We start from the raw sequence: 20,581 nt of genomic DNA on the forward strand, positions 1-20,581 counted from the left end.
CTTCCTTTCGGTCGCGCAACATGTCAGCTTTCCGGCTCCATCAGGGGGTCTGGTCTCATGCGCCTTGCCGTCGCCGCTTTGCTTCTCGCCGTCGCTCCAACCGCGCTCGTGGCGCATCCGCAAGGCGAAGGGCGGACCGTAATTCCTCTCGGTTTCAGCCAGGATCCGCCGGGGCCGGGCTCGCGGCCGGTGCCGAAGGAGCAGTTGCTCGTCCCCCCGGCAGGCGCCGAGCATTGGGTGATCGTCTCCTCGTCCGCCAAGCATGGTGATGCCTGGCGCTGGGCATTGCCGGACGGAAGCGTCGCCTACCGCCAGTCCCAGTCGCTGCGCGGATGGATCACGGAGACCGACGCGGTGGTGAAGCTTGCCGCCAACGGCAATCCGGCAAGCATCGTCATCCGTGGCGTGAGCCCGGGAGGCGACGCGGCGGAAAGCTTCACGGTGAGTGGCGACGGTGCGGCGCGCTGGGCTTCCGCGTCGGATACGGGGTCGGCCACGGGCGCGAAGGGCAAATTCTACCTCGATGCCAACGGGCCCTCGTCACTTGGCGCGCTGCTGATCGACCAGATGGCGAAGGCGGGCAATGCCGGGCTTCCCGTCCTGCCCTCGGGCCGCGCCTTCCTCGAACGAACCCCCATTTCCGCGGAGGTGATTGGTCCGGACGGGGCCCGGAAGAGGGTTCAACTCGCCTGGAGCAAGGGCCTGGGCATGTCGCCGGGTGCGGTCTGGATGGACGGCGACCGGATGTTTGCGCAGGTCGGCTGGATCAGCCTGGTACCCGCCGGCTGGGAGGCTGCCGCGGAGGTGCTTCGGCCGCTGCAGGAGAAGGCCGAGGCCGATGCCGTGAAGGCGGTCGCGGCCCGTTTCATCGGCGGAGCGAACCGGACCCCGATCCTCTTCGACAATGTCCAGCTGTTCGATGCCGATGCCGGCCGCTTCGTCGCCGACCAGGCCGTGCTGGTGGTCGGAAGCAAGATTGCCCGGATCGGCAAGGCGGGCTCGATCCCCTCACCGGCGGACGCGCGGCGTATCGACGGGAGGGGCCGGAGCCTCGTCCCGGGGCTGTGGGACGCGCATCGCCACGTCGGGGGGGATTGGGAGCTTCTTTCGAACGTCGCGGCCGGCATGACCAGCTTCCGTTCGCCGGGGACGATGATCGACCGCGCGCAGGACGTGACCAGGCGGCGGGCGGACGGCTCGCTGGTGATGGGCGAGGGCTGGCAGCAGGCGATCGTCGATCGCAAGGATCCCCTGGCGGCGCAGGGCGCGCTGACCGTGTCGAGCGCCGACGAAGCCGTCGCCGCCGTCCGCAAGATCAAGGATGCGGGCCTGTGGGGCGTGAAATTCTACACCTCGATGAATCCGGCCTGGATCGCGCCGGCCGCGGCCGAGGCGCATCGGCTGGGTCTCCACGTCAGCGGCCACGTCCCGGCCGGAATGCGTCCGCTCGAAGCGGTCCAGGCAGGCTATGACGAGCTCACCCATCTCAATTTCGTCGTCATGCAATTCATGCCCAAGGCGGTGGTCGACAAGGCGAATACCGCGGCCCGGATCGAGGGGCCGGCGAAATATGCCAAGGACCTCGACCTCAACGCGCCAGAGGTCAGGGCAGCGCTGGCCGAACTGAAGCGGCGCGGGACGTGGGTCGACCCGACCCTGGTCGTATTCGAATCCCAGCTGACCAGCGACGGCGGCGTGCCGCAGCCGGCCTATGTGGCCTATGCCGACGTGGTGCCGCCGCTTGTCGCACGGTCATTCCGCGGCGGCGGCTATCCGCTGGTCGAAAACCTGACCCGCGACGATTACCGCAAGAGCTTTGCGAAGATGGTCGAACTCGTCGGGGCGCTCCATCGAGCCGGGGTCCCGATGGTCGCCGGGACCGACGGCGAGGGGATCGAGCTGGTTCGCGAGCTCGAGCTCTACCAGCGCGCCGGGTTGACGCCCGCCGAAGCGCTGAAAACCGCAACGATCAACGTCGCTCGGCTGGTCGGGGCGGACAAGCGCACCGGGTCGATCGCCGTCGGAAAGGAGGCCGACATGGTACTCGTCGACGGCGACGTCAGCCGCGATCTCGGTGCCCTGCGGCGGACGATCAGCATCGTCAGCGACGGGGTGCTGATGGACGCCGACGCGCTTCGCGCCGCGGCCGGCTACACGGGGCGGCCGAAGTAGGATTGAAGAGCCGGACTGTCCCACCTAGGTAAGGCACCTGACGGGCTACCACAGGGGACAATCACATGACCGCTCTTCGTCGTTTCGGACTTCTCGCGCCCATCGCGGCGGTCAGCCTCGCCGGGTGCGGCCTCAACTCGGTTCCGACCGCCGAGGAGAATGTGAACGCCAAGTGGGGCAACCTCCAAGGCGAATATCAGCGCCGCTCCGACCTCATCCCCAACCTCGTCGCGACCGTGAAGGGCGCCGCCCAGCAAGAGAAGAGCGTCCTCGTCGAGGTAACCGAGGCGAGGGCGGGCGCGAACCGCATTCAGCTCAATCCCGCCGACCTTTCGGACCCGGCCAAGGTGGCGGCCTTCAACGATGCGCAAAATCGGCTGACCATCAGCCTCCAGCGGCTTCAGGAAGCCTATCCCGAGCTCAAGACCAATCAGAACTTCCTGACGCTGCAGAGCCAGATCGAGGGGACGGAGAATAGCATCCTCGTCGCGCGGCGCGACTATAACGAGGCGGTGCAGGGCTATAACACCCGCATCCGTACCTTCCCCGATGCGATTGGTGCGAAGGTCTTCTACGGGGCCAAGCCCAAGGTGCCGTTCGAAGCCACGGCAAGCGCGCAGAGCGCTCCGACGGTCGACTTCAACGCGCAATAGGCCGGTGCTTCGCGCCCTTCCTGTCCTGCTGGCCGGGATCCTCGCTGCCTGCGGCCAGGCCCCCGTTCCGGGCGACATCCGCGATGCCGATCGGTTGGGTGCCGATTCCTCCGTCCGCGTCGTCGAGATGAAGACGTGGGGGCGGGTGATCGATTCGGCTGCTGTTCTCTCGACCCTCGAGGAGAAGGCGATCGCGAACCGGATCGAATCGCTCCGCGCCACGAAAGGGCTCGCGGTCGTCGTCGTCACCCTCGTCCCACAAGGCGGCGACAGCATGGAGCGCGTGGGCTGGGCCGTCAGTGGCGGACAGGATGGCAAGCGGCCCCTTCTGCTCCTCGTCGATCCCAAGCAGGGAAGCGTCCGCGTCGAAGGCAACATGTCGGCCGAGCAGCGTGCGATGATTGCGAGCGCGATGCAGTCCGAGCTTCGTGACGGGCGGATCGGTTCGGCAATCGGGCGCGGGCTCGACCGCCTGCAGGTGATGCCGACATGAACCTGACGCGGCTGCTAGCGATCCTCGCGATGTTGCTCTGGGTCGTTCCGGCCGGTGCGCAGACCTTTCCGCCGCTGACCGGGCGGGTGGTGGACCAGGCGAACCTCCTCGATGCGAGCCAGGAGGCGGCCCTCACAGTAAGGTTGCAGCAGATCGACCAGCAGACGGGACGGCAGCTGGTGGTCGCGACCATCCCCGACCTCGAGGGTCGATCGATCGAGGATTATGGCTATCGGCTTGGCCGGGCCTGGGGCATCGGCAGCGCGGACAAGGATGACGGGGTCGTCCTGATCGTCGCGCCGAACGAGCGCAAGGTCCGGATCGAGACGGGCTATGGCGCGCGTGTCTTCCTGACCGACGCAATGAGCAGCATCATCATCCGCAATGCGATCCTTCCGCGGTTCAAGGCCGGTGACTATCCCGGTGGGATCACGGCCGGGGTCGATGAGATTGCGGTGCAGATGCAACTTCCGGCGGAGGAAGCCGCAAAGCGTGTTCGGGAGGCGGAAGCGCAAGCTGCGCCACGCCGCGAGCAATCGGGCGATCCGGGAATCGTCCCGATAATCTTCTGGGGCATGGTGGTCATGTTCGTGCTGCTGTCCTTCGCTCGCGGCGGTGGTGGGCGGCGGTATCGTGGCCAGCGCCGCCGCGGCGTCGATCCGTGGGTCGTGCTGTGGGGCTTGGACGCGCTGAGCCGCGCGAGCCGCAACAGTGGCGGATGGAGCGGGGGCGGTGGCGGCTTTGGCGGCGGCTTCGGCGGTGGGGGCGGCTTCTCCGGCGGCGGCGGATCATTTGGCGGTGGGGGAGCCTCGGGATCATGGTGAGCCTTCGTCTCCAGCCCGAGGACCATGCGCGCGTCAGCAGCGCGATCGCAGCGGCGGAAGCGCGAAGCGACGGCGAGATCCTGACGATCGTCAGCGCCGGCAGCGATAACTATCATGACGTGGCGTTGCACTGGGCGATCGCCGCCATGCTCGGTGTCATCGCCTTCGCGGCCTGGCAATCGGCCTTCATCGTACGGCTCGGCGAGCGGGTCCTTGGCGACTGGGGCCAGGAGACCGGGGCGGGGCAATTGCTCTTCTTCGTGCTGATCGTCGTCGTCCTGAAGTTCCTTGCGGTCATGCTGCTGCTCCGCTGGCGGCCGTTGCGGCTGGCGCTGACCCCAGGCGGGACCAAGGGGCGGAGGGTCCGGCGCAGGGCCATTGCGCTCTTCCGTGCGGCGGCGGAGCGGCGCACGGTCGGCCGGACCGCGGTGCTGGTCTATCTCTCGCTTGCGGAGCGACGGGCGGAGATCGTTGCCGACGAGGCCATTGCCAGCGTCACGACGTCGGAATGCTGGGGCGATGCCATGGCCGACCTCGTGGCCGAAATCAGGGCCGGGCGCCCGGGCGAAGGACTGGTGCTGGCCGTGAATGAGATCGGCGAGGTGCTGAGCCGGCACTTCCCGAAGACCGGCGGGGACACCAACGAGATACCCGACAAGCTGATTGAGCTGTGAGCGGCGATCCCGATCTTGATCTGCCACCCGAGGTGATGTGGTCGGGCAAGTTCGTGCAGGCGGTCCGGAAGGGCCGCTGGGAATATGCCGGGCGGGTCGGGGGCATCCGCGCGGTGGTGATCCTTGCGGAGCATGAAGGCTGCTGGCTGCTGGTGGAGCAGACGCGCGCGCCGCTCGGCGGACCGTGCCTCGAGCTTCCCGCGGGGCTGGTCGGCGACCATGGCGACGACAGCAGTGTCGAGGAAACGGCGGTCCGCGAGCTCGAAGAGGAGACGGGCTTCACGGCGGCGCGGATCGAGCGGCTCGGCGACTTTCACTCGTCGCCCGGCATGCTCAGCGAGAGCTTTGCTCTGGTGCGGGCGCATGGGCTCAGCCGGGGCAGCGAGGGTGGCGGGGTCCCGGGCGAGGAGGAGATCGTCGTCCACCTCGTCCCGAAGGACGAACTGACGACCTTCGTCGCAGCCAAGCGCGCCGAGGGCGTTGCGATGGACGTCAAGCTGCTGCTTCCGCTTGCATCTTATTTGCTTGATTCTTCAACGGCTTAGCAAGGCGGCATTCAGGCCGCATCGATAGGCTTGGCCAAAAGGTTCACGTCGTTCGTCGATCCCGGCCTTGGCAGATCCAAGGGGCCTCGGCAGGGAGCGGGACGACAAAGATGATGAGGTCGCTCTTCAATGCGGAATATGTTTCTTCTCGCCGGGTCGGCGATGGTCCTCCTGTCGGGGTGCGCGACCGTGCCGCCCGCTGAGCAGGCTAGCGTGAACCCGGCCGCGGTTCCGGTCGCTGCCCCGGTCGACGCGCCGGCGGTGCCGAACAATCCTCTGCTGGCCGACTGGTCGGGGGGTTTCGAGGGGGTTCCGCCCTGGGACAAGGTCAAGGTCACCGACTTCCCCGAGGCATTCGCTTTCGCGATCGACGAGCAGCGCCGTGAATATCGCGCGATCACCGAAAATCCGGAAGCGCCGACCTTCGCCAACACGATCGAGGCGATGGAGAAGGCGGGCCGGCGGCTCGACCGGGTCGGATCGATCTTCGGTGTCTACACCGACAATCTGTCGACGCCCGAAGTGCAGGCGCTGGACAAGGAGTGGAGCCCCAAATTTTCGGCCGCGAGCGACGAGATCCGGCTCGACCCGAAGCTCTTCGCTCGGGTCGAGACGCTCTACAACAATCGCGCGAGCCTCGGCCTCGATGCGGTCCAGACCCGCTTGCTGACCCGCACCTACGAGAGTTTCGTTCGCAATGGCGCGAAGCTCGACGCGGCGCAGAAGCAGCAGCTGTCGGCCTACAATCAGCAACTCGCGGGTCTTTTCTCCGACTTCAATGCGCGGCTGCTCGCTGATGAGGGCAGTTTCATCCAGGCGAGCGCTGCGGAAATGAAGGGCGTGCCGGCGGACGTGATGAGCGTCGCGGCGACCACGGCCAAGGCGAAGGGCCTTCCGGCCGGCACCTACGCCATCCGCAATACGCGTTCGGCGGTGGAACCCGTGCTTACCTTCGGCACCAACCGCGCGCTTCGGCAGAAGGTCTGGACTGCATTCGTCAATCGCGGCGACAACGGAAATGCCAACGATACCAATGGTCTGATCAAGCAGATCGTGAAGCTTCGCGCCGATCGCGCCAAGCTGCTCGGCTATCCGACGCATGCGCACTGGCGGATGCAGGACACGATGGCGAAGACGCCCGAGCGGGCCATGGAGCTGATGATGCGCGTGTGGCCTGCGGCGGTCGCTAGGGTCAAGGAAGAGGTCGCCGACATGGCGCCCTTCGCCAAGCGCGAAGGCGTGAAGACGGTCGAGCCGTGGGACTATCGCTACTTCAACGAGAAGGTGCGCAAGGCAAAGTACGACCTGTCGGAAGAGGAGATCAAACCCTACTTCCAGCTCGATAACCTCGTGCAGGGCATGTTCTGGTCGGCAGGCCAGCTCTATGGCCTCGAATTCAAGGAGAATACCGGGGCGGTCCCGGTCTTCCACCCCGACGTGCGCACCTTCGAGGTCAGCCGCGAAGGCAAGCCGGTCGGGCTCTTCTACCTCGACACCTATGGCCGTGAGGGCAAGCGCTCAGGCGCGTGGATGACGACCTATCGGTCGCGTGCGCGACTGCTCGGCGACGACATCGTGCTGGCGAGCAATAACAACAACTTCAACAAGCCGGCCCCGGGCGAGCCGGTGCTGGTCAGCCTCGACGATGCGTCGACGCTGTTCCACGAGTTCGGGCACGCGATCCACTATCTCAATGTGGACGTGAAGTATCCGAGCCTCGGCGGCGCCCAGCGCGACTTCGTGGAATATCCGAGCCAGGTGAACGAGAATTGGCTGCTGACCCGGCCGGTGCTCGATCGCTTCGCGAAGCATTACAAGACCGGCCAGTCGATGCCGCAGAGCCTGGTCGACAAGATCGAGAAGGCCGACACGTTCGGTCAGGGCTTTGCGACCGTGGAATATCTCTCGTCGGCGCTGGTCGACATGAAGCTGCACCTGCAGCCGGGCGGGGACGTCGACCCTGACTCGTTCGAGCGGAACACGCTGACCGAACTGGGAATGCCGCGCGAGATGGTGATGCGCCACCGCCTGCCGCAGTTCGGGCATCTGTTCAGCTCGGACGCCTATTCGGCGGGCTATTACAGCTATCTCTGGTCCGAGACGATGGATGCCGACACCTGGGCGGCGTTCGAGGAGACTGGCGATCCGTTCAACAAGACGATCGCCGAGCGTTTCCGGACCATTCTGCTGAAGACCGGCAACGAGACCGACCGCGCGGAGGCCTATCGTCAGTTCCGCGGGCGGGATCCCGACGTGACGGCGCTGCTCAAGCGGCGCGGCTTCCCGGTGAAGTGACCACGATGCCGCTCCGGCCGGGGCCGGGGCGGCATTGCCGCTTCTAAAGGCGGGCTTTCTCGGCCTGCTTCCAGGCCAAAGCGGCAAGCGGCTCCAGCGCCTTTGCGCTTTCGGCGGCATGGGCGCTGGACGCATTGCCCCGGGCAAGCCGACCCTTGATGCCATGGATGATCGCGGCGAGGCGGAAGAAGTTGAAGACCATCAGATAGTCGAAGGCGGGAATGCCGCTTCGACCGGTGCGGCGACAGTAGGCCGCCACATATTCTTCTTCCGACGGAATACCGAGCGAGGGAAGATCGAGTCCGGCGAGGCCGGTGAAGATGCCGGCGGGCATGCGGTACATCATGCAATGGTAGACGAAGTCGCTTTCGGGATCGCCTAGAGTCGACAATTCCCAATCGAGCACAGCCTTTACCGCCGGGCGTTCGGCATCGAAGATCATGTTGTCGCAGCGATAGTCGCCATGGACGATCCGGCTGTCGCCGCTGTCCGCGGGAAGATGCTTCTGAAGCCAGTCGACCAGCAGGTCCATGTGGTCGACACGCCCGGCGTCGGTGTCGGAAAGATATTGTTTGGACCAGCGGGCCACTTGGCGCTCGACGAAGCCGCCGGCGCGGCCATAATCGGCGAGGCCGATGGCAACAGGATCAAAGCCGTGAAGCGCGGCGATGGTGGCGTTCATCGCGTCGAAGTGCGCGGCGCGGTCGGACGGTTCGAGGCCAGGAAAATGCGCTTCCCAGACGATCCGTCCCGGGACCATGTCCATGAGGAAGAAGGCGGTGCCGATGACGCTTTCGTCTTCGCACAGGCCGTGGACGCGGGGCACGGGAAAGCCTTCGCCGCCGAGCGCCGCCATGACACGATATTCGCGATCGACGGCATGGGCGCCGGGCAGCGTCTTGCCCGGGGGTTTGCGGCGCAGCACGTAGGAGCCCGACGGCGTGTCGAGCTTGTAGGTCGGGTTCGACTGCCCGCCCTTGAACTGACTGACCGTGAGGGGGCCCGTGAAGCCCTCGACGTTCGTCGCCATCCAGTCGGCGAGGGCCTGCTCGTCGAAGCGCAGGCGCTCCGAAACATCACGGGTACCGGTGTTGGCGGAAGTGCGATCCATCGGTCGTTCATCGGCTGGCGCGAAGCGAGTGGCAAGGCAGGTCGCGCAACTTGTTGGCGCATGCGACGGTTTGAGGGACATGCCGAAGCTTATCCAGATTTCAGACCTTCATTTCGGGGCGCATGACGAGGCGATCGTCGAGGCCGTCGAGCGCGAAGTCGACCAGGCCGCGCCAGACCTGCTGATCGTCAGCGGGGATTTCACCCAGCGCGCCCGGACCGAGCAATATCAGCGTGCGGGCAAGTTTCTCGAGCGGATGCGCGACGCCGGGCACGAGGTCCTCGCAGTTCCGGGCAATCACGACATTCCGCTCTACGACGTCCTGCGTCGCTTCCTCTCGCCGCTTTCGCGCTACAAGAAATATATCGATGGGACGCTCTGCCCCTGGCATCAGCTGTCCGGTGTCGCGGTGCTCGGGCTGAACACGGCGCGATCGTTGACGATCAAGGATGGTCGCATCAATCGCGAACAGGTCGACTTCGTGCGCGAGCACTTCGAAAGCGTGTCGAGCGGAGACCTGAAGGTTCTCGTCACCCATCATCCGCTGTTCGCGCTCCCGGTCGACGACCAGGGCATCCTGGGCAAGGCAATCGGACGGCAGGAGCTCGCGCTCGACGTGGTGAACGACCTCGGCATCGATGTCCTCCTTGCCGGGCACAACCATCGGGCCTCGACCCATTATGCGCGTGACCTCGTGACGCGGGCGGGCGGGGCGCTGGTCGTGCAGGCGGGCACTGCAACGTCGGTCCGGACTCGTGAGGAAGTGCAGAGCTTCAACATCCTTGAGGTCTCGCCGCATGAGGTGGCGGTCGGCCTGAAGCGCTGGAACGGCACGCAGTTCGAGGCGGCCGAGCCGGCGCGTTACGTCGAGCGCGATGGTGGTTGGAACCAGGCGGAGGTGGTCGCGGATCCGGCAGAGGCTTGAGCCACGGTCGCGACCGGTCCATTGCCGCGTCATGATCGACGGCTTCGACCTTGCAGACTTCGTGAACCGCGCTTTGGCCGAGGACCTCGGCACGGGTGGAGACGTCACGTCGACGAGCACCATTCCGGCAGATGCGCGCTTTGTCGCAGTGATGAACTGCCGCGAGGAGATCGTGGTCGCGGGAATCGAGATTGCGGAAGCCTTCTTCCGGCAGCTCGACCCCCATGTGCAGATCGACCGCCGCTGTGAGGACGGGGATCGGATCGCCGCGGGCACGGTCATGATGCGGCTCGAAGGACAAGCGCGGGCGATGCTGACCGCCGAACGGTCGGCGCTCAACACGCTTCAGCATCTGTCGGGGATCGCGACCCTGACCCGGCGCTATGTCGATCTCATCGAGGGCACCGGGGCGGTATTGCTCGACACGCGCAAGACCACGCCTGGCCTTCGGCTGCTCGAGAAATATGCGGCCAGGATGGGAGGCGCGACCAATCATCGGCTGCGCCTCGACGACGGCCTGCTGATCAAGGACAATCATGTCGCGGTGAATGGCAATGTCGAGGCGGCTGTCGCCAAGGCGAAGGCGGCGAACTCGGGCCTGCAGATCCAAGTCGAGGTGGACCGCGTGGCACAGATCGAACCCGCGCTGGCGGCGGGTGCGGAGCGCCTCCTTCTCGACAACATGCCGCCGCCGGTGCTTCGTGAAGCGGTGGCGCTGGTCGCCGGGCGGGTGCCGCTCGAGGCATCGGGCGGCGTCAACCTCGACACCATCCGCGCGATCGCCGAGACGGGAGTCGACTTCATCTCCGTCGGGCGGATCACGCAGAGCGCCCCGGCGGTCGATATCGGCCTCGATTTCTCGTTAACCTAGCTGAACGAAGCCGAACGCCGCCATTCAGGGCGATGTCAGCGGGGCGGGTGCAGAACGGCTCCAACGAAAGGAGCCCTGCTCATGTTCAAGAAGATCCTCTTTGCCGCCTCCGCCGCTTCGCTGGTCGCCATTCCGGGCGTCGCGAGCGCGCAATATTATCCGGGTGCCGGCTATGACGGCGGCTACAGCGGCCGCGGCTATTATGGCTACAATGGCAACCGCTGCTCGGGCACGACCGGCACCGTCGTTGGCGGTGTCGCCGGCGCAGTCCTCGGGAACCAGATCGGCAAGGGTCGCGGCGGCTACGACTATTACGGCAACCGCCGTGGTGGCAGCGGCACGACCGGGGCCATCATCGGTGGTGCGGTCGGTGCCCTCCTCGGTCGGAAGATCGACAAGGACAGCTGCAAGAGCCGTCGCTACAATGGTTATGACAACCGCTACAGCCGTTACGGCTATCGCTACTAAGCGACTGGTCTGACGCGAGAAGAGGCCGCCGGGCAATCGTCCGGCGGCCTTTTTCGTTTGGGGCTGGCAAAGGCGGCGTTATAGGCGCTGCCGAGAAGAGGAGTTTGCACGCCGTGTTCAAGGGACTGTCGCCGATCATGTACCAGGGCCGCGAGGTCTGGCCGCTGGTAGAAGGCGGCAAGGGTGTCAGCGCGACCAATCACGCCAGTTCGGGCGCCTGGGCGGCGGCCGGCGGGATCGGGACGGTCAGCGCGGTCAATGCCGACAGCTACGACCCCGAAGGCCGGATCGTGCCGCAGGTCTACCGCGGGATGACCCGCCGCGAGCGCCACGAAGAATTGATCCAATATGCGATCGACGGCGCGGTGACGCAGGTCAAGAAGGCCTATGACATCGCCAGCGGCAAGGGTGCGATCAACATCAACGTGCTGTGGGAAATGGGCGGCGCGCAGCATGTCCTCCACGGCGTACTCGAGCGGACCAAGGGCCTCGTCGCGGGAGTCACCTGCGGCGCGGGCATGCCCTACAAGCTCAGCGAGATCGCGGCGCAGTACAATGTTTCCTACCTTCCGATCGTCAGTTCGGGCCGCGCTTTCCGCGCGCTTTGGAAACGTGCCTACAGCAAGGTCGCGAACCTTCTTTCGGCGGTCGTCTACGAAGATCCCTGGCTCGCCGGCGGCCACAACGGCCTCAGCAACGCCGAGGACCCGCGCGCGCCTCAGGATCCCTATCCGCGCGTCGCCGAACTGCGTGCCGTGATGCGCGAGGGCGGGATCAGCGACGATGTGCCGATCGTCATGGCGGGCGGCGTGTGGCGGCTCGATGAGTGGGAAGACTGGATCGGCAACCCGGAGCTTGGGAGCATCCTCTTCCAGTTCGGAACGCGCCCGCTGTTGACGCAGGAGAGCCCGATCCCGGTCGAGTGGAAGCAGCGGCTGATGACCCTCGAAGAGGGCGATGTCCTGCTCCACAAGTTCAGCCCGACTGGGTTCTATTCGTCGGCGGTGCGCAACCCCTTCCTGCGCAATCTCGAAGCGCGCAGCGAGCGCCAGATCGCTTTCACCAAGGAGAGCATCGGCGATCATGCATTCGAACTCGACGTCGGCATCGGGACCAAGAAGAACTATTGGGTGACCAAGGGTGACCTGCAGCACGCCCGCGAGTGGTATGGTGCCGGCTACACCCAGGCGATGAAGACCCCGGACGACACCCTGGTGTTCGTCACGCCCGAGGAAGAAAAGATCATCCGCAAGGATCAGGCGGACTGCATGGGCTGCCTGTCGCAGTGCAGCTTCTCCAGCTGGGCCGACAATGAGAAGAACAGCACTGGCCGCCTTGCCGATCCGCGCAGCTTCTGCATCCAGAAGACCCTCCAGGACATTGCCCACGGCGGGCCGGTCGAGGAGAATCTGATGTTCGCTGGCCATGCGGCCTTCCGCTTCAAGACCGATCCCTTCTACTCGAACGGCTTCGTGCCCACGGTGAAGCAACTCGTCGATCGGATCCGGACGGGGGCGTGATGAAGCGGCTGCTCGCCCTCGCATTGCTGGCGGCGGCCACGGCCGCGCCGGCGCAGGACAAGGAAGTGCCCTATTGGGCCTCCCTGGCAAGCGGCGAGGCGATGATGCGGACGGGGCCGGCGCGGACCTATCCCGGCATCTGGCTGTACAAGCGACGCGACCTTCCCGTCCGGGTGCTGAAGCGTCACGAGAACTGGCGCTTGATCGAGGACAGCGAAGGCGCGCGCGGCTGGATGCTGCGAACCATGCTCAGCGATCGGCGGACCGCGATCATCAAGGGGGATTCGCCGCGCCCCGTCCATGCCAACCCCGACGACGGGAGCCGGGTCCGCTACATGGTCGAGCCCGGCGTCGTCGGGCGGATCAGCGACTGCGACGACGGCTGGTGCCATATCGAGATGGGCAAGCGTCAGGGGAGCGTGCGTATCTCCGATCTGTGGGGCGTCGCTCCCGGCGAAGTCGTCGACGACTAGCCTGTAAAGAGTTCTTGACTGTAAAGTATGCTTGTCATACCCCGACTCTCATGGAGAATCGGGTCAAGCACTGGCGTGAGCATTCCGGCTGGTCGCAAGGCGAACTTGCCCGCAGGCTCGGCGTGTCACGGCAGACGATCAACGCGGTCGAGACCGACAAATATGATCCGAGCCTCCCGCTGGCATTGCGAATGGCCAAGCTGTTCGCGGTGTCGGTCGATCTCCTTTTCATCGATCATTGGGAGCCCGAAGCATGAGCTCGATGCCGCGCCTGTCGAACGCCAAGGTTCGAAAGTCCCTTCTGCAGATGCTGATCGGAGGCATTGCCGGAGGGACCGCAATGGTCGCCATGCTGACCGCGCTCGAGCGGCACGAGGGTCTGCTTGAAGATGGCGGGCGGCTGGCAGCGCTGGCGACGGCCCTGGTCTATGCGCTGATGGCCGTCTTTGTTGCCATTGGGACCATGTTGCCGAGGTTTGGTGCCAAGACGCTCAATGTCGAGGACGAGGGCGAAATCGCCGAGCAGAAGGTCGCGCTGGTGATCGGCTTCATCACCTTCGTGCTGGTCGCGATCTTCCTCGGGTCATTGGCTCTGGTCTCGACCGCGGACCAGCCTGGGCTCCTCTCGCCCCCGGTGGCCGCCATCCTCGCGGCCGGGTCTGCCCTGATCCTGATTGCCGTGGCAATCCGCTATCGGAATGTCGGTGACGAAATGATGCGGCTCGCGTCCAAGGATGCGAGCAACACCCTCGTTCTGCTTCTGCTCGCCGTGGTCGGGACGAAGTCGGCGGCCGCACAACTCGGTTACGCGTCGCCGCTGGCGCCGCTCGAGCTTCTGTCCGCCTTCTTCGCCCTCTATCTCCTCGCCGTCTTTATCTCGGTCGGACGGCGAGGCCTGCTGACGCCGCGCTAGACGAGCTCGACCGCGACGGCGGTGGCTTCGCCGCCGCCGATGCAAAGACTGGCGACCCCGCGCTTCAGGCCCTTCTGTTTGAGCGCATTGAGCAGGGTCACGATGATGCGGGTGCCGCTGGCGCCAATCGGGTGACCGAGCGCCGTGGCGCCGCCGTGGACGTTGATCTTGTCGTGGCCGATGCCGAGGTCCTTCATCGCGAACATGGCGACGCAGGCGAAGGCTTCGTTGACCTCGAACAGGTCGACCTCGCCGATGCTCCAGCCGGCCTTGTCGAGGACCTTGTGGATCGCACCGATGGGGGCGATCGTGAATTCGGCCGGGGCCTGCGCATGCGCGGCGGTGGCGACGATCCGGGCGAGGGGGGTCAGCCCCTTACCGCGCGCCAGCGATTCGCGGGTGAGCACCACAGCGGCGGCGCCGTCCGAGATGGAGGAGCTGGTCGCGGCGGTGATCGTCCCGTCCTTTGCGAAGGCAGGCTTGAGCTGCGGGATCTTGTCGGGACGGCCACGGCCGGGAGCCTCGTCGGTATCGACGATCGTCTCGCCCGCGCGGCTCTTTACCGTCACCGGCACGATCTCGTCGGCAAAGCCGCCGCCGTCGATGGCCGCCTTGGCGCGGGTCAGGCTCTCGATCGCATACTCGTCCATCGACTCGCGGGTCAGCTGATAGTCGTTGGCGGTGTCCTGCGCGAAGGTGCCCATCGCGCGGCCTTCCTCATAGGCGTCCTCGAGCCCGTCGAGGAACATGTGATCATAGGCCATGTCGTGGCCGATGCGCGCGCCCGAGCGGTGCTTCTTGAGTAGGTAAGGCGCGTTGGTCATGCTCTCCATGCCGCCCGCGACGATCACGTCGGCATTGCCGGTGGCAATGGCTTCCGAGCCCATGATCACCGTCTGCATGCCCGAGCCGCAGACCTTGTTGACCGTGGTCGCCTGAACCGAGGTCGGGAGCCCGGCCTTGATCGCCGCCTGACGCGCCGGCGCCTGGCCGAGGCCGGCCGGAAGGACGCAGCCCATGTAGATGCGGTCGATCTGCTCGCCAGTCACGCCGGCGCGCTCGACCGCCGCCTTCACAGCGGTGGCGCCGAGGTCGGTCGCGCTGACATCGGCCAGGGCCCCCTGCATCGCACCCATGGGCGTGCGGGCGTAGGAGAGGATGACAGTCGCATTGGACGGGGCAGTAGCCATTGTTCAGCTCCGGTGAGAAAAGATGTTGCACTGCACATAAGACTGAAGCCCGCCTTGTCCAAGCCTCGGCGCCTCTGCTAGCGCGAGCCCCATGTCAGCACCGACCTTGGACTTCGATCTCGGCGAAATGGCCGACGCCATTCGCGACTCCACCCAGCGTTTCGCGACCGACCGGATTTTGCCGATCGCGGCGGAAATCGACCGCGACGATCGCTTCCCCATCGAACTCTGGCCCGAAATGGGCGCGCTCGGCCTCCATGGCATCACCGTCGAGGAGGAATGGGGCGGGCTCGGCCTTGGCTACCTCGAGCATGTGGTCGCGCAGGAAGAAGTGGCGCGGGCCTCGGCTTCGGTCGGTCTTAGCTATGGCGCGCATTCCAACCTCTGCATCAACCAGGTTCGCCGTTGGGGTAATGACGAGCAGAAGCGGAAGTATCTGCCCAAGCTGATCAGTGGCGAGCATGTCGGCGCGCTGGCGATGAGCGAGGCGGGCGCGGGCTCCGACGTCGTGTCGATGAAGCTCAAGGCCGAGAAGAGTGGCAACGGCTATCGGCTGAACGGCACCAAATTCTGGATCACCAACGCCGCTTATGCGGACACTTTGGTGGTCTATGCGAAGACCGCCCCTGACGCCGGCAGCCGCGGGATCACGGCCTTCCTCGTCGAAAAGGACATGGAAGGTTTTTCGATCGGACAGAAGATCGACAAGGTCGGCATGCGCGGTTCGCCGACGGCCGAACTCGTCTTCGACGACTGCTTCGTCCCCGCCGAGAATATCATGGGTCCCGAGAATGGCGGTGTGGCCGTCCTGATGAGTGGGCTCGACTATGAGCGGGCGGTTCTCGCGGGCATCCAGCTCGGCATCATGCAGGCGTGCCTCGATGTCGTCCTGCCCTACGTCCGTGAACGCAAGCAGTTCGGCAAGCCGATCGGGTCGCAGCAGCTGATCCAGGCCAAGGTCGCCGACATGTATGTCGCGCTGAATTCGGCGCGCGCCTATGTCTACCAGGTCGCCAAGGCCTGCGACGCGGGCAAGACCACCCGCTTCGACGCCGCCGGCGCGATCCTGCTGGCGAGCGAGAGCGCGTTCAAGGTGGCGGGCGAAGCCGTCCAGGCGCTTGGCGGCGCGGGCTACACCAAGGATTGGCCGGTCGAGCGCTTCATGCGCGACGCCAAGCTCCTCGACATCGGCGCGGGCACCAACGAGATCCGCCGCATGCTCATCGGACGCGAGCTGATCGGGGCCTAGGCCCCGATCTTCACCTGCCGACGAAGAGGAAGCCGACGCCGGCCATGACGCAGGCGAAGGCGGCGGCGTGGCGCCAGTGGAGGGGCTCGCCGAGCACCGTCACCATGAAGCCCGCGAAGATGATCAGCGTGATCGCTTCCTGCGCGATCTTGAGCTGCGCCCCCGACCAGCCGCTGGCGTAGCCGACCCGGTTGGCGGGTACGGCAAAGCAATATTCGACGAGCGCGATCCCCCAGCTGATCAGGATGACCAGCATGATGGGTTTGTTCATGCCGCCCTTGAGGTGCCAGTACCAGGCGATGGTCATGAAAAGGTTGGAGCAGATGAGCAGCAGGATCGTGGGCATGACGCCCTGCTAGCTCATCTGCTCTTACACGGCGATTGCCTTACCAGACCTTCACGCGTTCCTCGGGCTTGAGATACAGCTTCTGCCCCGCCTTGACGTCGAAGGCGCTATACCAGGGATCGAGGTTGCGGACGGTGAGCGCGCGATACTGACCAGGGGCGTGACCGTCGGTGGCAATCCGGCCGCGCAAACTCTCCTCGCGCATCTTGGTGGCCCAGGCCTGCGAATAAGCGATGAAGAAGCGCTGGTCGCCCGTGAAGCCCTCGATGGTCGGGGCGGGCTTGCCGCCGAGGCTGTCCTGATAGGCCTGATAGGCTGCGGCGAGGCCGGCGACGTCGGCGATGTTCTCGCCGAGCGTCAGCTTGCCGTTCACATGGAGGCCCGGAAGCGGTTCGTAGGCATCATACTGCTTCGCCAGCGCGGCGCCGGCCTGCTGGAAGCGGCTGAAGTCGGCCGGGGTCCACCAGTTGCGGAGAGCGCCGGTCGAGTCGAACAGCGCGCCATTGTTGTCGAAGCTGTGGCTGATCTCGTGCCCAATGACGCTTCCGATCGCGCCATAGTTATAGGCGGCATCGGCCTTGGGATCGAAGAAGGGCCGGACAAGGATCGCTGCCGGGAAGTTGAGCGCATTCTGCACGGGCAGGTTGACGGCGTTCACCAGCTGCGGCGGCATCCACCATTCCGCGCGATCCATGGGCTTGCCGATCTTCGCGATCTGGTGGCGATATTCGGCGAGCGAGGCAGCCTTCTGGTTGGCATAGGCATTGTCGGCGGTGATGCTGAGGCCCGAATAGTCGCGCCAATTGTCCGGATAGCCGACGCCGACAACGATCGAATTGACCTTCTTCAGCGCCTCTTCCTTGGTCGAGGGCGCCATCCAATCGAGGGCCTGCACGCGCTTGGCGAACGCGGCCTTGATACGATCGACCATCTGCTGGACTTCGGCCTTTGCCGAGGCCGGGAAGTATTTGTCGACATACGCCTTGCCGACCGCATCCTGAAGCGCGTTGCTGGTGGCGTTAAGAGCGAGCACGTCGCGCGGGCGCTGCTGCGGAGTGCCCTGAAGGGCAGTTCCGTTGAAGGCGAAGCTGGCGTCGCGGATCGCCTGGGGAAGGACATTCGCCTGCTGGTTCAGCGTGTGGAAGGCGAGCCATTCCTTCCAGCTGTCGAGGGGTTCGGATCCGACCAGTGCGGCCAGCCGCGGGATAGCGGTCGAATGATAGGCCTGGAACTTGGGCGTGCTGCCAAGCTGGGCGGCGTCGAGGAGCGCCGCCCAATCGAGGCCGGGCGCATTCCTCTCGAGCTCGGCACGAGTCCAGACCTTGGCGGCCCTGCTGAAGTCTTCGCTTTCCTCACGGCTGGCATGTGCCTGCGCAATCTTGGTTTCAAGCGCGAGGATGCGCTGGGCGGCACCGGCCGCGTCTGCGCTTCCGGCCGCCCGCATAATCGTCTGCACATAGTTCTTATACTTGTCGCGGATGCCGGCCATCTTGGGATCGGCCGCCAGATAATATTCGCGCTCGGGCAGGCCGATGCCGCCCTGAAGGAGATAAGGCAGGGTTTCGCCGGGCGTGTTCAGACCCTGCGTGACGAAAATTCCGAAGAGATTGTCGGTCTGGAAGTTGGTCGCATTCAGCGGGTCGACGTCGGCGCGGATCGTCCCGCCGATGGCCGAAGCAAGTGCCTTCTTGTCGGCAATGGCGGCGATGGCGTCGAGGTCCGCCTTAGCCGGCGTGAGGCCCGCGCGGTCGATCGCGTCGGTGTTGAGATAGGCATTGTAGTAGTTGGCGATCCGGCCTTCGTTCGTATCGGCGCCGGGGCTGCTCTTGAGGATCGAATCGAACAGCTCGCGCGTGTTCTTCTCGCGCACTTGGTCGGCGGTGAAGAAGGCGCCAACGCTCGACCTGTCGGCCGGGATCTCGGTCGATTTCATCCAGCCGCCGTTGGCGAAGGCGTAGAAGTCGTCACCCGGTGCGACGCTCTTGTCCATCGCAGCCGGAACGATGCCGAGGCCGTTGCCGCTGGCGGGCTGGACGGCGGTCTGGTCCGGCCCCTTGCCGCAGGCGGCAAGGCCGAGCGGAAGGGCGAGAACGGAAGCGGCAAGGAGAAGACGAGTACGGATCATGCAGGCACCCTCATTTGGCGATCAGGAGGTTTGGCTGCGCCCAAGCCTCCGCCTTTGCAAGCCGTCCGCGCCCCGCTAGGCGCGAACACCCACCCTTGTTCGACGAACGTAGGTCAGAGCCAGACGACATGAGCGCGCCGCGCATCGATACGAAGATCAATCTGGACAGCGCGGAGTCTCGCGCCCGTTCGGAGCACAATCGCAAGCTGGCCGAAAAGCTTCGGGCGGACGTCGCGAAGGCGGCGCTTGGCGGGTCGGAAAAGAGCCGCGAGCGGCATGTCAGCCGCGGCAAGCTGCTCCCGCGCGAGCGCGTCGAGCGATTGCTCGACCCGGGCTCGCCTTTCCTCGAGATCGGGCAGCTCGCCGCTTTCGACCTCTACGACGGAGAAGTGCCCGGCGCGGGCATGATCTGCGGCATCGGACGTGTGTCGGGGCGGCAGGTGATGATCGTCTGCAATGATGCGACGGTGAAGGGCGGGACCTATTATCCGCTGACCGTGAAAAAGCATCTGCGGGCGCAGGAGATTGCCGAGGCGAACCGGCTGCCGTGCATCTACCTGGTGGATTCGGGTGGGGCCAACCTGCCGCATCAGGCCGAGGTGTTCCCCGATCGCGATCATTTCGGCCGGATCTTCTTCAACCAGGCCAACATGAGTGCACTCGGCATTCCCCAGATCGCATGCGTGATGGGCAGCTGCACCGCGGGCGGTGCCTATGTCCCGGCGATGAGCGATGAAAGCGTCATCGTCCGCAATCAGGGCACCATCTTCCTCGCCGGGCCGCCGCTGGTGAAGGCCGCGACGGGCGAGGTGATCAGTGCCGAGGATCTTGGTGGCGGCGATCTCCATGCGCGCAAGTCGGGCGTGGTCGATCATCTCGCCGAGAATGACGAACATGCCTTGTCGATCGTCCGCGACATTGTCTCGACGCTCCCCGAGCAGACTGGCGCATTCGAGGTGAGCGAAGTTCAGGAGCCTGCCTTCAGCGCCGAGGAGCTCTATTCGATCATTCCCGAGGACGTCCGCGCGCCCTACGACGTTCACGAGGTCATCGCGCGGATCGTCGACGCTAGCGAATTCCACCAGTTCAAGCCGCTCTACGGCACCTCGCTGGTGTGCGGCTTTGCCCACATTCACGGAATGCCCGTCGCGATCCTCGCCAACAATGGGGTTCTGTTCAGCGAGAGCGCGGTCAAGGGCGCGCATTTCATCGAGCTGGCCTGCCAGCGCCGGGTGCCGCTGCTTTTCCTTCAGAACATCTCGGGCTTCATGGTCGGCGGCAAATATGAAGCCGAAGGAATTGCGAAGCACGGAGCCAAGCTGGTGACGGCGGTCGCGACCGCGCAGGTTCCGAAGGTCACTGTCCTGATCGGCGGCAGCTTCGGCGCCGGCAATTACGGCATGTGCGGCCGGGCTTATTCGCCTCGCTTCCTTTTCAGCTGGCCCAACAGCCGGATCAGCGTCATGGGCGGCGAGCAGGCTGCGAGCGTGCTGGCGACCGTCCACCGCGACGCCGAGAAGTGGTCGCCGGAAGAGGCCGAAGCCTTCAAGCAGCCGATCCGCGACGATTATGAAGCGCAGGGGTCGCCTTGGCACGCGACCGCGCGTCTTTGGGACGATGGGATCATCGATCCGGTCCAGACCCGCGACGTCCTCGGCCTTGCGCTTGCCGCCTCGCTCAATGCTCCCATTCCCGAACGACCGCAGTTCGGCATCTTCCGGATGTAAAGAGATC

Annotated in this window: 20 protein-coding genes; 16 read left to right on the top strand and 4 right to left on the bottom strand. The window is 65.4% G+C overall.

Features of this window, described 5'->3' with window-relative positions; all coding sequences use genetic code 11:
- Nucleotides 1–57 precede the first annotated feature (57 nt).
- The 7 genes from AC4GYU_RS06855 (at nucleotide 58) to AC4GYU_RS06885 (ending at nucleotide 7,656) form a co-directional block, all read left to right on the top strand.
- Complete coding sequence (locus AC4GYU_RS06855; protein WP_491086145.1) at nucleotides 58–2,172, top strand: amidohydrolase family protein; 2,115 nt, start codon at nucleotides 58–60, stop codon at nucleotides 2,170–2,172.
- Between the two features lie 65 nt (nucleotides 2,173–2,237).
- Nucleotides 2,238–2,825 (top strand): LemA family protein, encoded by a 588-nt coding sequence (locus AC4GYU_RS06860; RefSeq protein ID WP_491086146.1) that lies wholly within the window; start codon nucleotides 2,238–2,240, stop codon nucleotides 2,823–2,825.
- A 4-nt stretch (nucleotides 2,826–2,829) separates the two neighbouring features.
- Nucleotides 2,830–3,318 carry a TPM domain-containing protein gene (locus tag AC4GYU_RS06865; RefSeq protein ID WP_491086147.1) on the top strand — a complete coding sequence of 163 codons (489 nt, stop codon included), beginning with the start codon at nucleotides 2,830–2,832 and terminating at the stop codon, nucleotides 3,316–3,318.
- Nucleotides 3,315–4,142, top strand: coding sequence for a TPM domain-containing protein (locus tag AC4GYU_RS06870; RefSeq protein WP_491086148.1), 828 nt, complete (start codon nucleotides 3,315–3,317; stop codon nucleotides 4,140–4,142). Before AC4GYU_RS06865 ends, AC4GYU_RS06870 begins: the two co-directional genes overlap by 4 nt.
- The gene (locus AC4GYU_RS06875) at nucleotides 4,136–4,816 is read left to right on the top strand and encodes a TPM domain-containing protein (protein ID WP_491086149.1); all 681 of its coding nucleotides are present in this window, start codon (nucleotides 4,136–4,138) and stop codon (nucleotides 4,814–4,816) included. Before AC4GYU_RS06870 ends, AC4GYU_RS06875 begins: the two co-directional genes overlap by 7 nt.
- A complete protein-coding gene (locus AC4GYU_RS06880; protein WP_491086150.1) occupies nucleotides 4,813–5,361 on the top strand; it encodes an NUDIX hydrolase in 549 nt (182 codons plus the stop codon). The genes AC4GYU_RS06875 and AC4GYU_RS06880 overlap by 4 nt, the downstream gene beginning before the upstream one ends.
- Nucleotides 5,362–5,490: 129 nt before the next feature.
- The gene (locus AC4GYU_RS06885) at nucleotides 5,491–7,656 is read left to right on the top strand and encodes a M3 family metallopeptidase (RefSeq protein ID WP_491086151.1); all 2,166 of its coding nucleotides are present in this window, start codon (nucleotides 5,491–5,493) and stop codon (nucleotides 7,654–7,656) included.
- Between the two features lie 43 nt (nucleotides 7,657–7,699).
- On the opposite strand, the gene AC4GYU_RS06890 is transcribed toward AC4GYU_RS06885, so the two are convergent.
- On the bottom strand, nucleotides 7,700–8,767 hold the full coding sequence (locus tag AC4GYU_RS06890) for a phosphotransferase family protein (protein ID WP_491086152.1): 1,068 nt from the start codon (nucleotides 8,765–8,767) through the stop codon (nucleotides 7,700–7,702).
- Between the two features lie 79 nt (nucleotides 8,768–8,846).
- On the opposite strand from AC4GYU_RS06890, the gene AC4GYU_RS06895 reads away from it, so the two are divergent.
- From AC4GYU_RS06895 to AC4GYU_RS06925, 7 genes are all read left to right on the top strand, one after another.
- A complete protein-coding gene (locus AC4GYU_RS06895) occupies nucleotides 8,847–9,692 on the top strand; it encodes a metallophosphoesterase family protein (protein WP_491086153.1) in 846 nt (281 codons plus the stop codon).
- A gap of 31 nt (nucleotides 9,693–9,723) precedes the next feature.
- A complete protein-coding gene (nadC, locus tag AC4GYU_RS06900; protein ID WP_491086154.1) occupies nucleotides 9,724–10,563 on the top strand; it encodes a carboxylating nicotinate-nucleotide diphosphorylase in 840 nt (279 codons plus the stop codon).
- Between the two features lie 81 nt (nucleotides 10,564–10,644).
- Nucleotides 10,645–11,031 (top strand): hypothetical protein, encoded by a 387-nt coding sequence (locus AC4GYU_RS06905; RefSeq protein ID WP_491086155.1) that lies wholly within the window; start codon nucleotides 10,645–10,647, stop codon nucleotides 11,029–11,031.
- 113 nt (nucleotides 11,032–11,144) lie between these two features.
- Entirely contained in the window at nucleotides 11,145–12,551 is a 1,407-nt protein-coding gene (locus AC4GYU_RS06910; protein WP_491086156.1) for an NAD(P)H-dependent flavin oxidoreductase, read from the top strand.
- On the top strand, nucleotides 12,551–13,024 hold the full coding sequence (locus tag AC4GYU_RS06915; RefSeq protein WP_491086157.1) for an SH3 domain-containing protein: 474 nt from the start codon (nucleotides 12,551–12,553) through the stop codon (nucleotides 13,022–13,024). Before AC4GYU_RS06910 ends, AC4GYU_RS06915 begins: the two co-directional genes overlap by 1 nt.
- 50 nt (nucleotides 13,025–13,074) lie before the next feature.
- Entirely contained in the window at nucleotides 13,075–13,281 is a 207-nt protein-coding gene (locus tag AC4GYU_RS06920) for a helix-turn-helix transcriptional regulator (RefSeq protein ID WP_491086158.1), read from the top strand.
- Nucleotides 13,278–13,937 (top strand): hypothetical protein, encoded by a 660-nt coding sequence (locus AC4GYU_RS06925; RefSeq protein WP_491086159.1) that lies wholly within the window; start codon nucleotides 13,278–13,280, stop codon nucleotides 13,935–13,937. Before AC4GYU_RS06920 ends, AC4GYU_RS06925 begins: the two co-directional genes overlap by 4 nt.
- Here AC4GYU_RS06925 and AC4GYU_RS06930 read toward each other — a convergent pair.
- Nucleotides 13,934–15,127 carry an acetyl-CoA C-acyltransferase gene (locus tag AC4GYU_RS06930; protein ID WP_491086160.1) on the bottom strand — a complete coding sequence of 398 codons (1,194 nt, stop codon included), beginning with the start codon at nucleotides 15,125–15,127 and terminating at the stop codon, nucleotides 13,934–13,936. The two genes, AC4GYU_RS06925 and AC4GYU_RS06930, sit on opposite strands and share 4 nt — an antisense overlap.
- 91 nt (nucleotides 15,128–15,218) lie before the next feature.
- On the opposite strand from AC4GYU_RS06930, the gene AC4GYU_RS06935 reads away from it, so the two are divergent.
- Nucleotides 15,219–16,376, top strand: coding sequence for an isovaleryl-CoA dehydrogenase (locus tag AC4GYU_RS06935; RefSeq protein WP_491086161.1), 1,158 nt, complete (start codon nucleotides 15,219–15,221; stop codon nucleotides 16,374–16,376).
- Between the two features lie 10 nt (nucleotides 16,377–16,386).
- On the opposite strand, the gene AC4GYU_RS06940 is transcribed toward AC4GYU_RS06935, so the two are convergent.
- On the bottom strand, nucleotides 16,387–16,722 hold the full coding sequence (locus AC4GYU_RS06940) for a DMT family protein (protein ID WP_491086162.1): 336 nt from the start codon (nucleotides 16,720–16,722) through the stop codon (nucleotides 16,387–16,389).
- Between the two features lie 40 nt (nucleotides 16,723–16,762).
- The gene (locus AC4GYU_RS06945; RefSeq protein ID WP_491086163.1) at nucleotides 16,763–18,847 is read right to left on the bottom strand and encodes a M13 family metallopeptidase; all 2,085 of its coding nucleotides are present in this window, start codon (nucleotides 18,845–18,847) and stop codon (nucleotides 16,763–16,765) included.
- A 128-nt stretch (nucleotides 18,848–18,975) separates the two neighbouring features.
- Here AC4GYU_RS06945 and AC4GYU_RS06950 point away from each other — a divergent pair, with 128 nt between their 5' ends.
- Entirely contained in the window at nucleotides 18,976–20,574 is a 1,599-nt protein-coding gene (locus AC4GYU_RS06950) for a carboxyl transferase domain-containing protein (RefSeq protein ID WP_491086164.1), read from the top strand.
- Nucleotides 20,575–20,581 lie beyond the last annotated feature (7 nt).

The sequence above is a fragment of the Sphingomonas sp. SP2 genome, from assembly GCF_058313385.1.

Excerpts from the sequence above, each read along its gene's own strand:
- AC4GYU_RS06890 (WP_491086152.1), bottom strand. The coding sequence starts at position 8,767 with ATGGATCGCACTTCCGCCAACACCGGTACCCGTGATGTTTCGGAGCGC.
- AC4GYU_RS06860 (WP_491086146.1), top strand. The coding sequence starts at position 2,238 with ATGACCGCTCTTCGTCGTTTCGGACTTCTCGCGCCCATCGCGGCGGTC.
- AC4GYU_RS06855 (WP_491086145.1), top strand. The coding sequence starts at position 58 with ATGCGCCTTGCCGTCGCCGCTTTGCTTCTCGCCGTCGCTCCAACCGCG.
- AC4GYU_RS06950 (WP_491086164.1), top strand. The coding sequence starts at position 18,976 with ATGAGCGCGCCGCGCATCGATACGAAGATCAATCTGGACAGCGCGGAG.
- nadC (WP_491086154.1), top strand. The coding sequence starts at position 9,724 with ATGATCGACGGCTTCGACCTTGCAGACTTCGTGAACCGCGCTTTGGCC.
- AC4GYU_RS06925 (WP_491086159.1), top strand. The coding sequence starts at position 13,278 with ATGAGCTCGATGCCGCGCCTGTCGAACGCCAAGGTTCGAAAGTCCCTT.
- AC4GYU_RS06875 (WP_491086149.1), top strand. The coding sequence starts at position 4,136 with ATGGTGAGCCTTCGTCTCCAGCCCGAGGACCATGCGCGCGTCAGCAGC.
- AC4GYU_RS06885 (WP_491086151.1), top strand. The coding sequence starts at position 5,491 with ATGCGGAATATGTTTCTTCTCGCCGGGTCGGCGATGGTCCTCCTGTCG.
- AC4GYU_RS06895 (WP_491086153.1), top strand. The coding sequence starts at position 8,847 with ATGCCGAAGCTTATCCAGATTTCAGACCTTCATTTCGGGGCGCATGAC.
- AC4GYU_RS06935 (WP_491086161.1), top strand. The coding sequence starts at position 15,219 with ATGTCAGCACCGACCTTGGACTTCGATCTCGGCGAAATGGCCGACGCC.
- AC4GYU_RS06920 (WP_491086158.1), top strand. The coding sequence starts at position 13,075 with ATGGAGAATCGGGTCAAGCACTGGCGTGAGCATTCCGGCTGGTCGCAA.
- AC4GYU_RS06930 (WP_491086160.1), bottom strand. The coding sequence starts at position 15,127 with ATGGCTACTGCCCCGTCCAATGCGACTGTCATCCTCTCCTACGCCCGC.
- AC4GYU_RS06940 (WP_491086162.1), bottom strand. The coding sequence starts at position 16,722 with ATGCCCACGATCCTGCTGCTCATCTGCTCCAACCTTTTCATGACCATC.
- AC4GYU_RS06945 (WP_491086163.1), bottom strand. The coding sequence starts at position 18,847 with ATGATCCGTACTCGTCTTCTCCTTGCCGCTTCCGTTCTCGCCCTTCCG.
- AC4GYU_RS06905 (WP_491086155.1), top strand. The coding sequence starts at position 10,645 with ATGTTCAAGAAGATCCTCTTTGCCGCCTCCGCCGCTTCGCTGGTCGCC.
- AC4GYU_RS06915 (WP_491086157.1), top strand. The coding sequence starts at position 12,551 with ATGAAGCGGCTGCTCGCCCTCGCATTGCTGGCGGCGGCCACGGCCGCG.
- AC4GYU_RS06870 (WP_491086148.1), top strand. The coding sequence starts at position 3,315 with ATGAACCTGACGCGGCTGCTAGCGATCCTCGCGATGTTGCTCTGGGTC.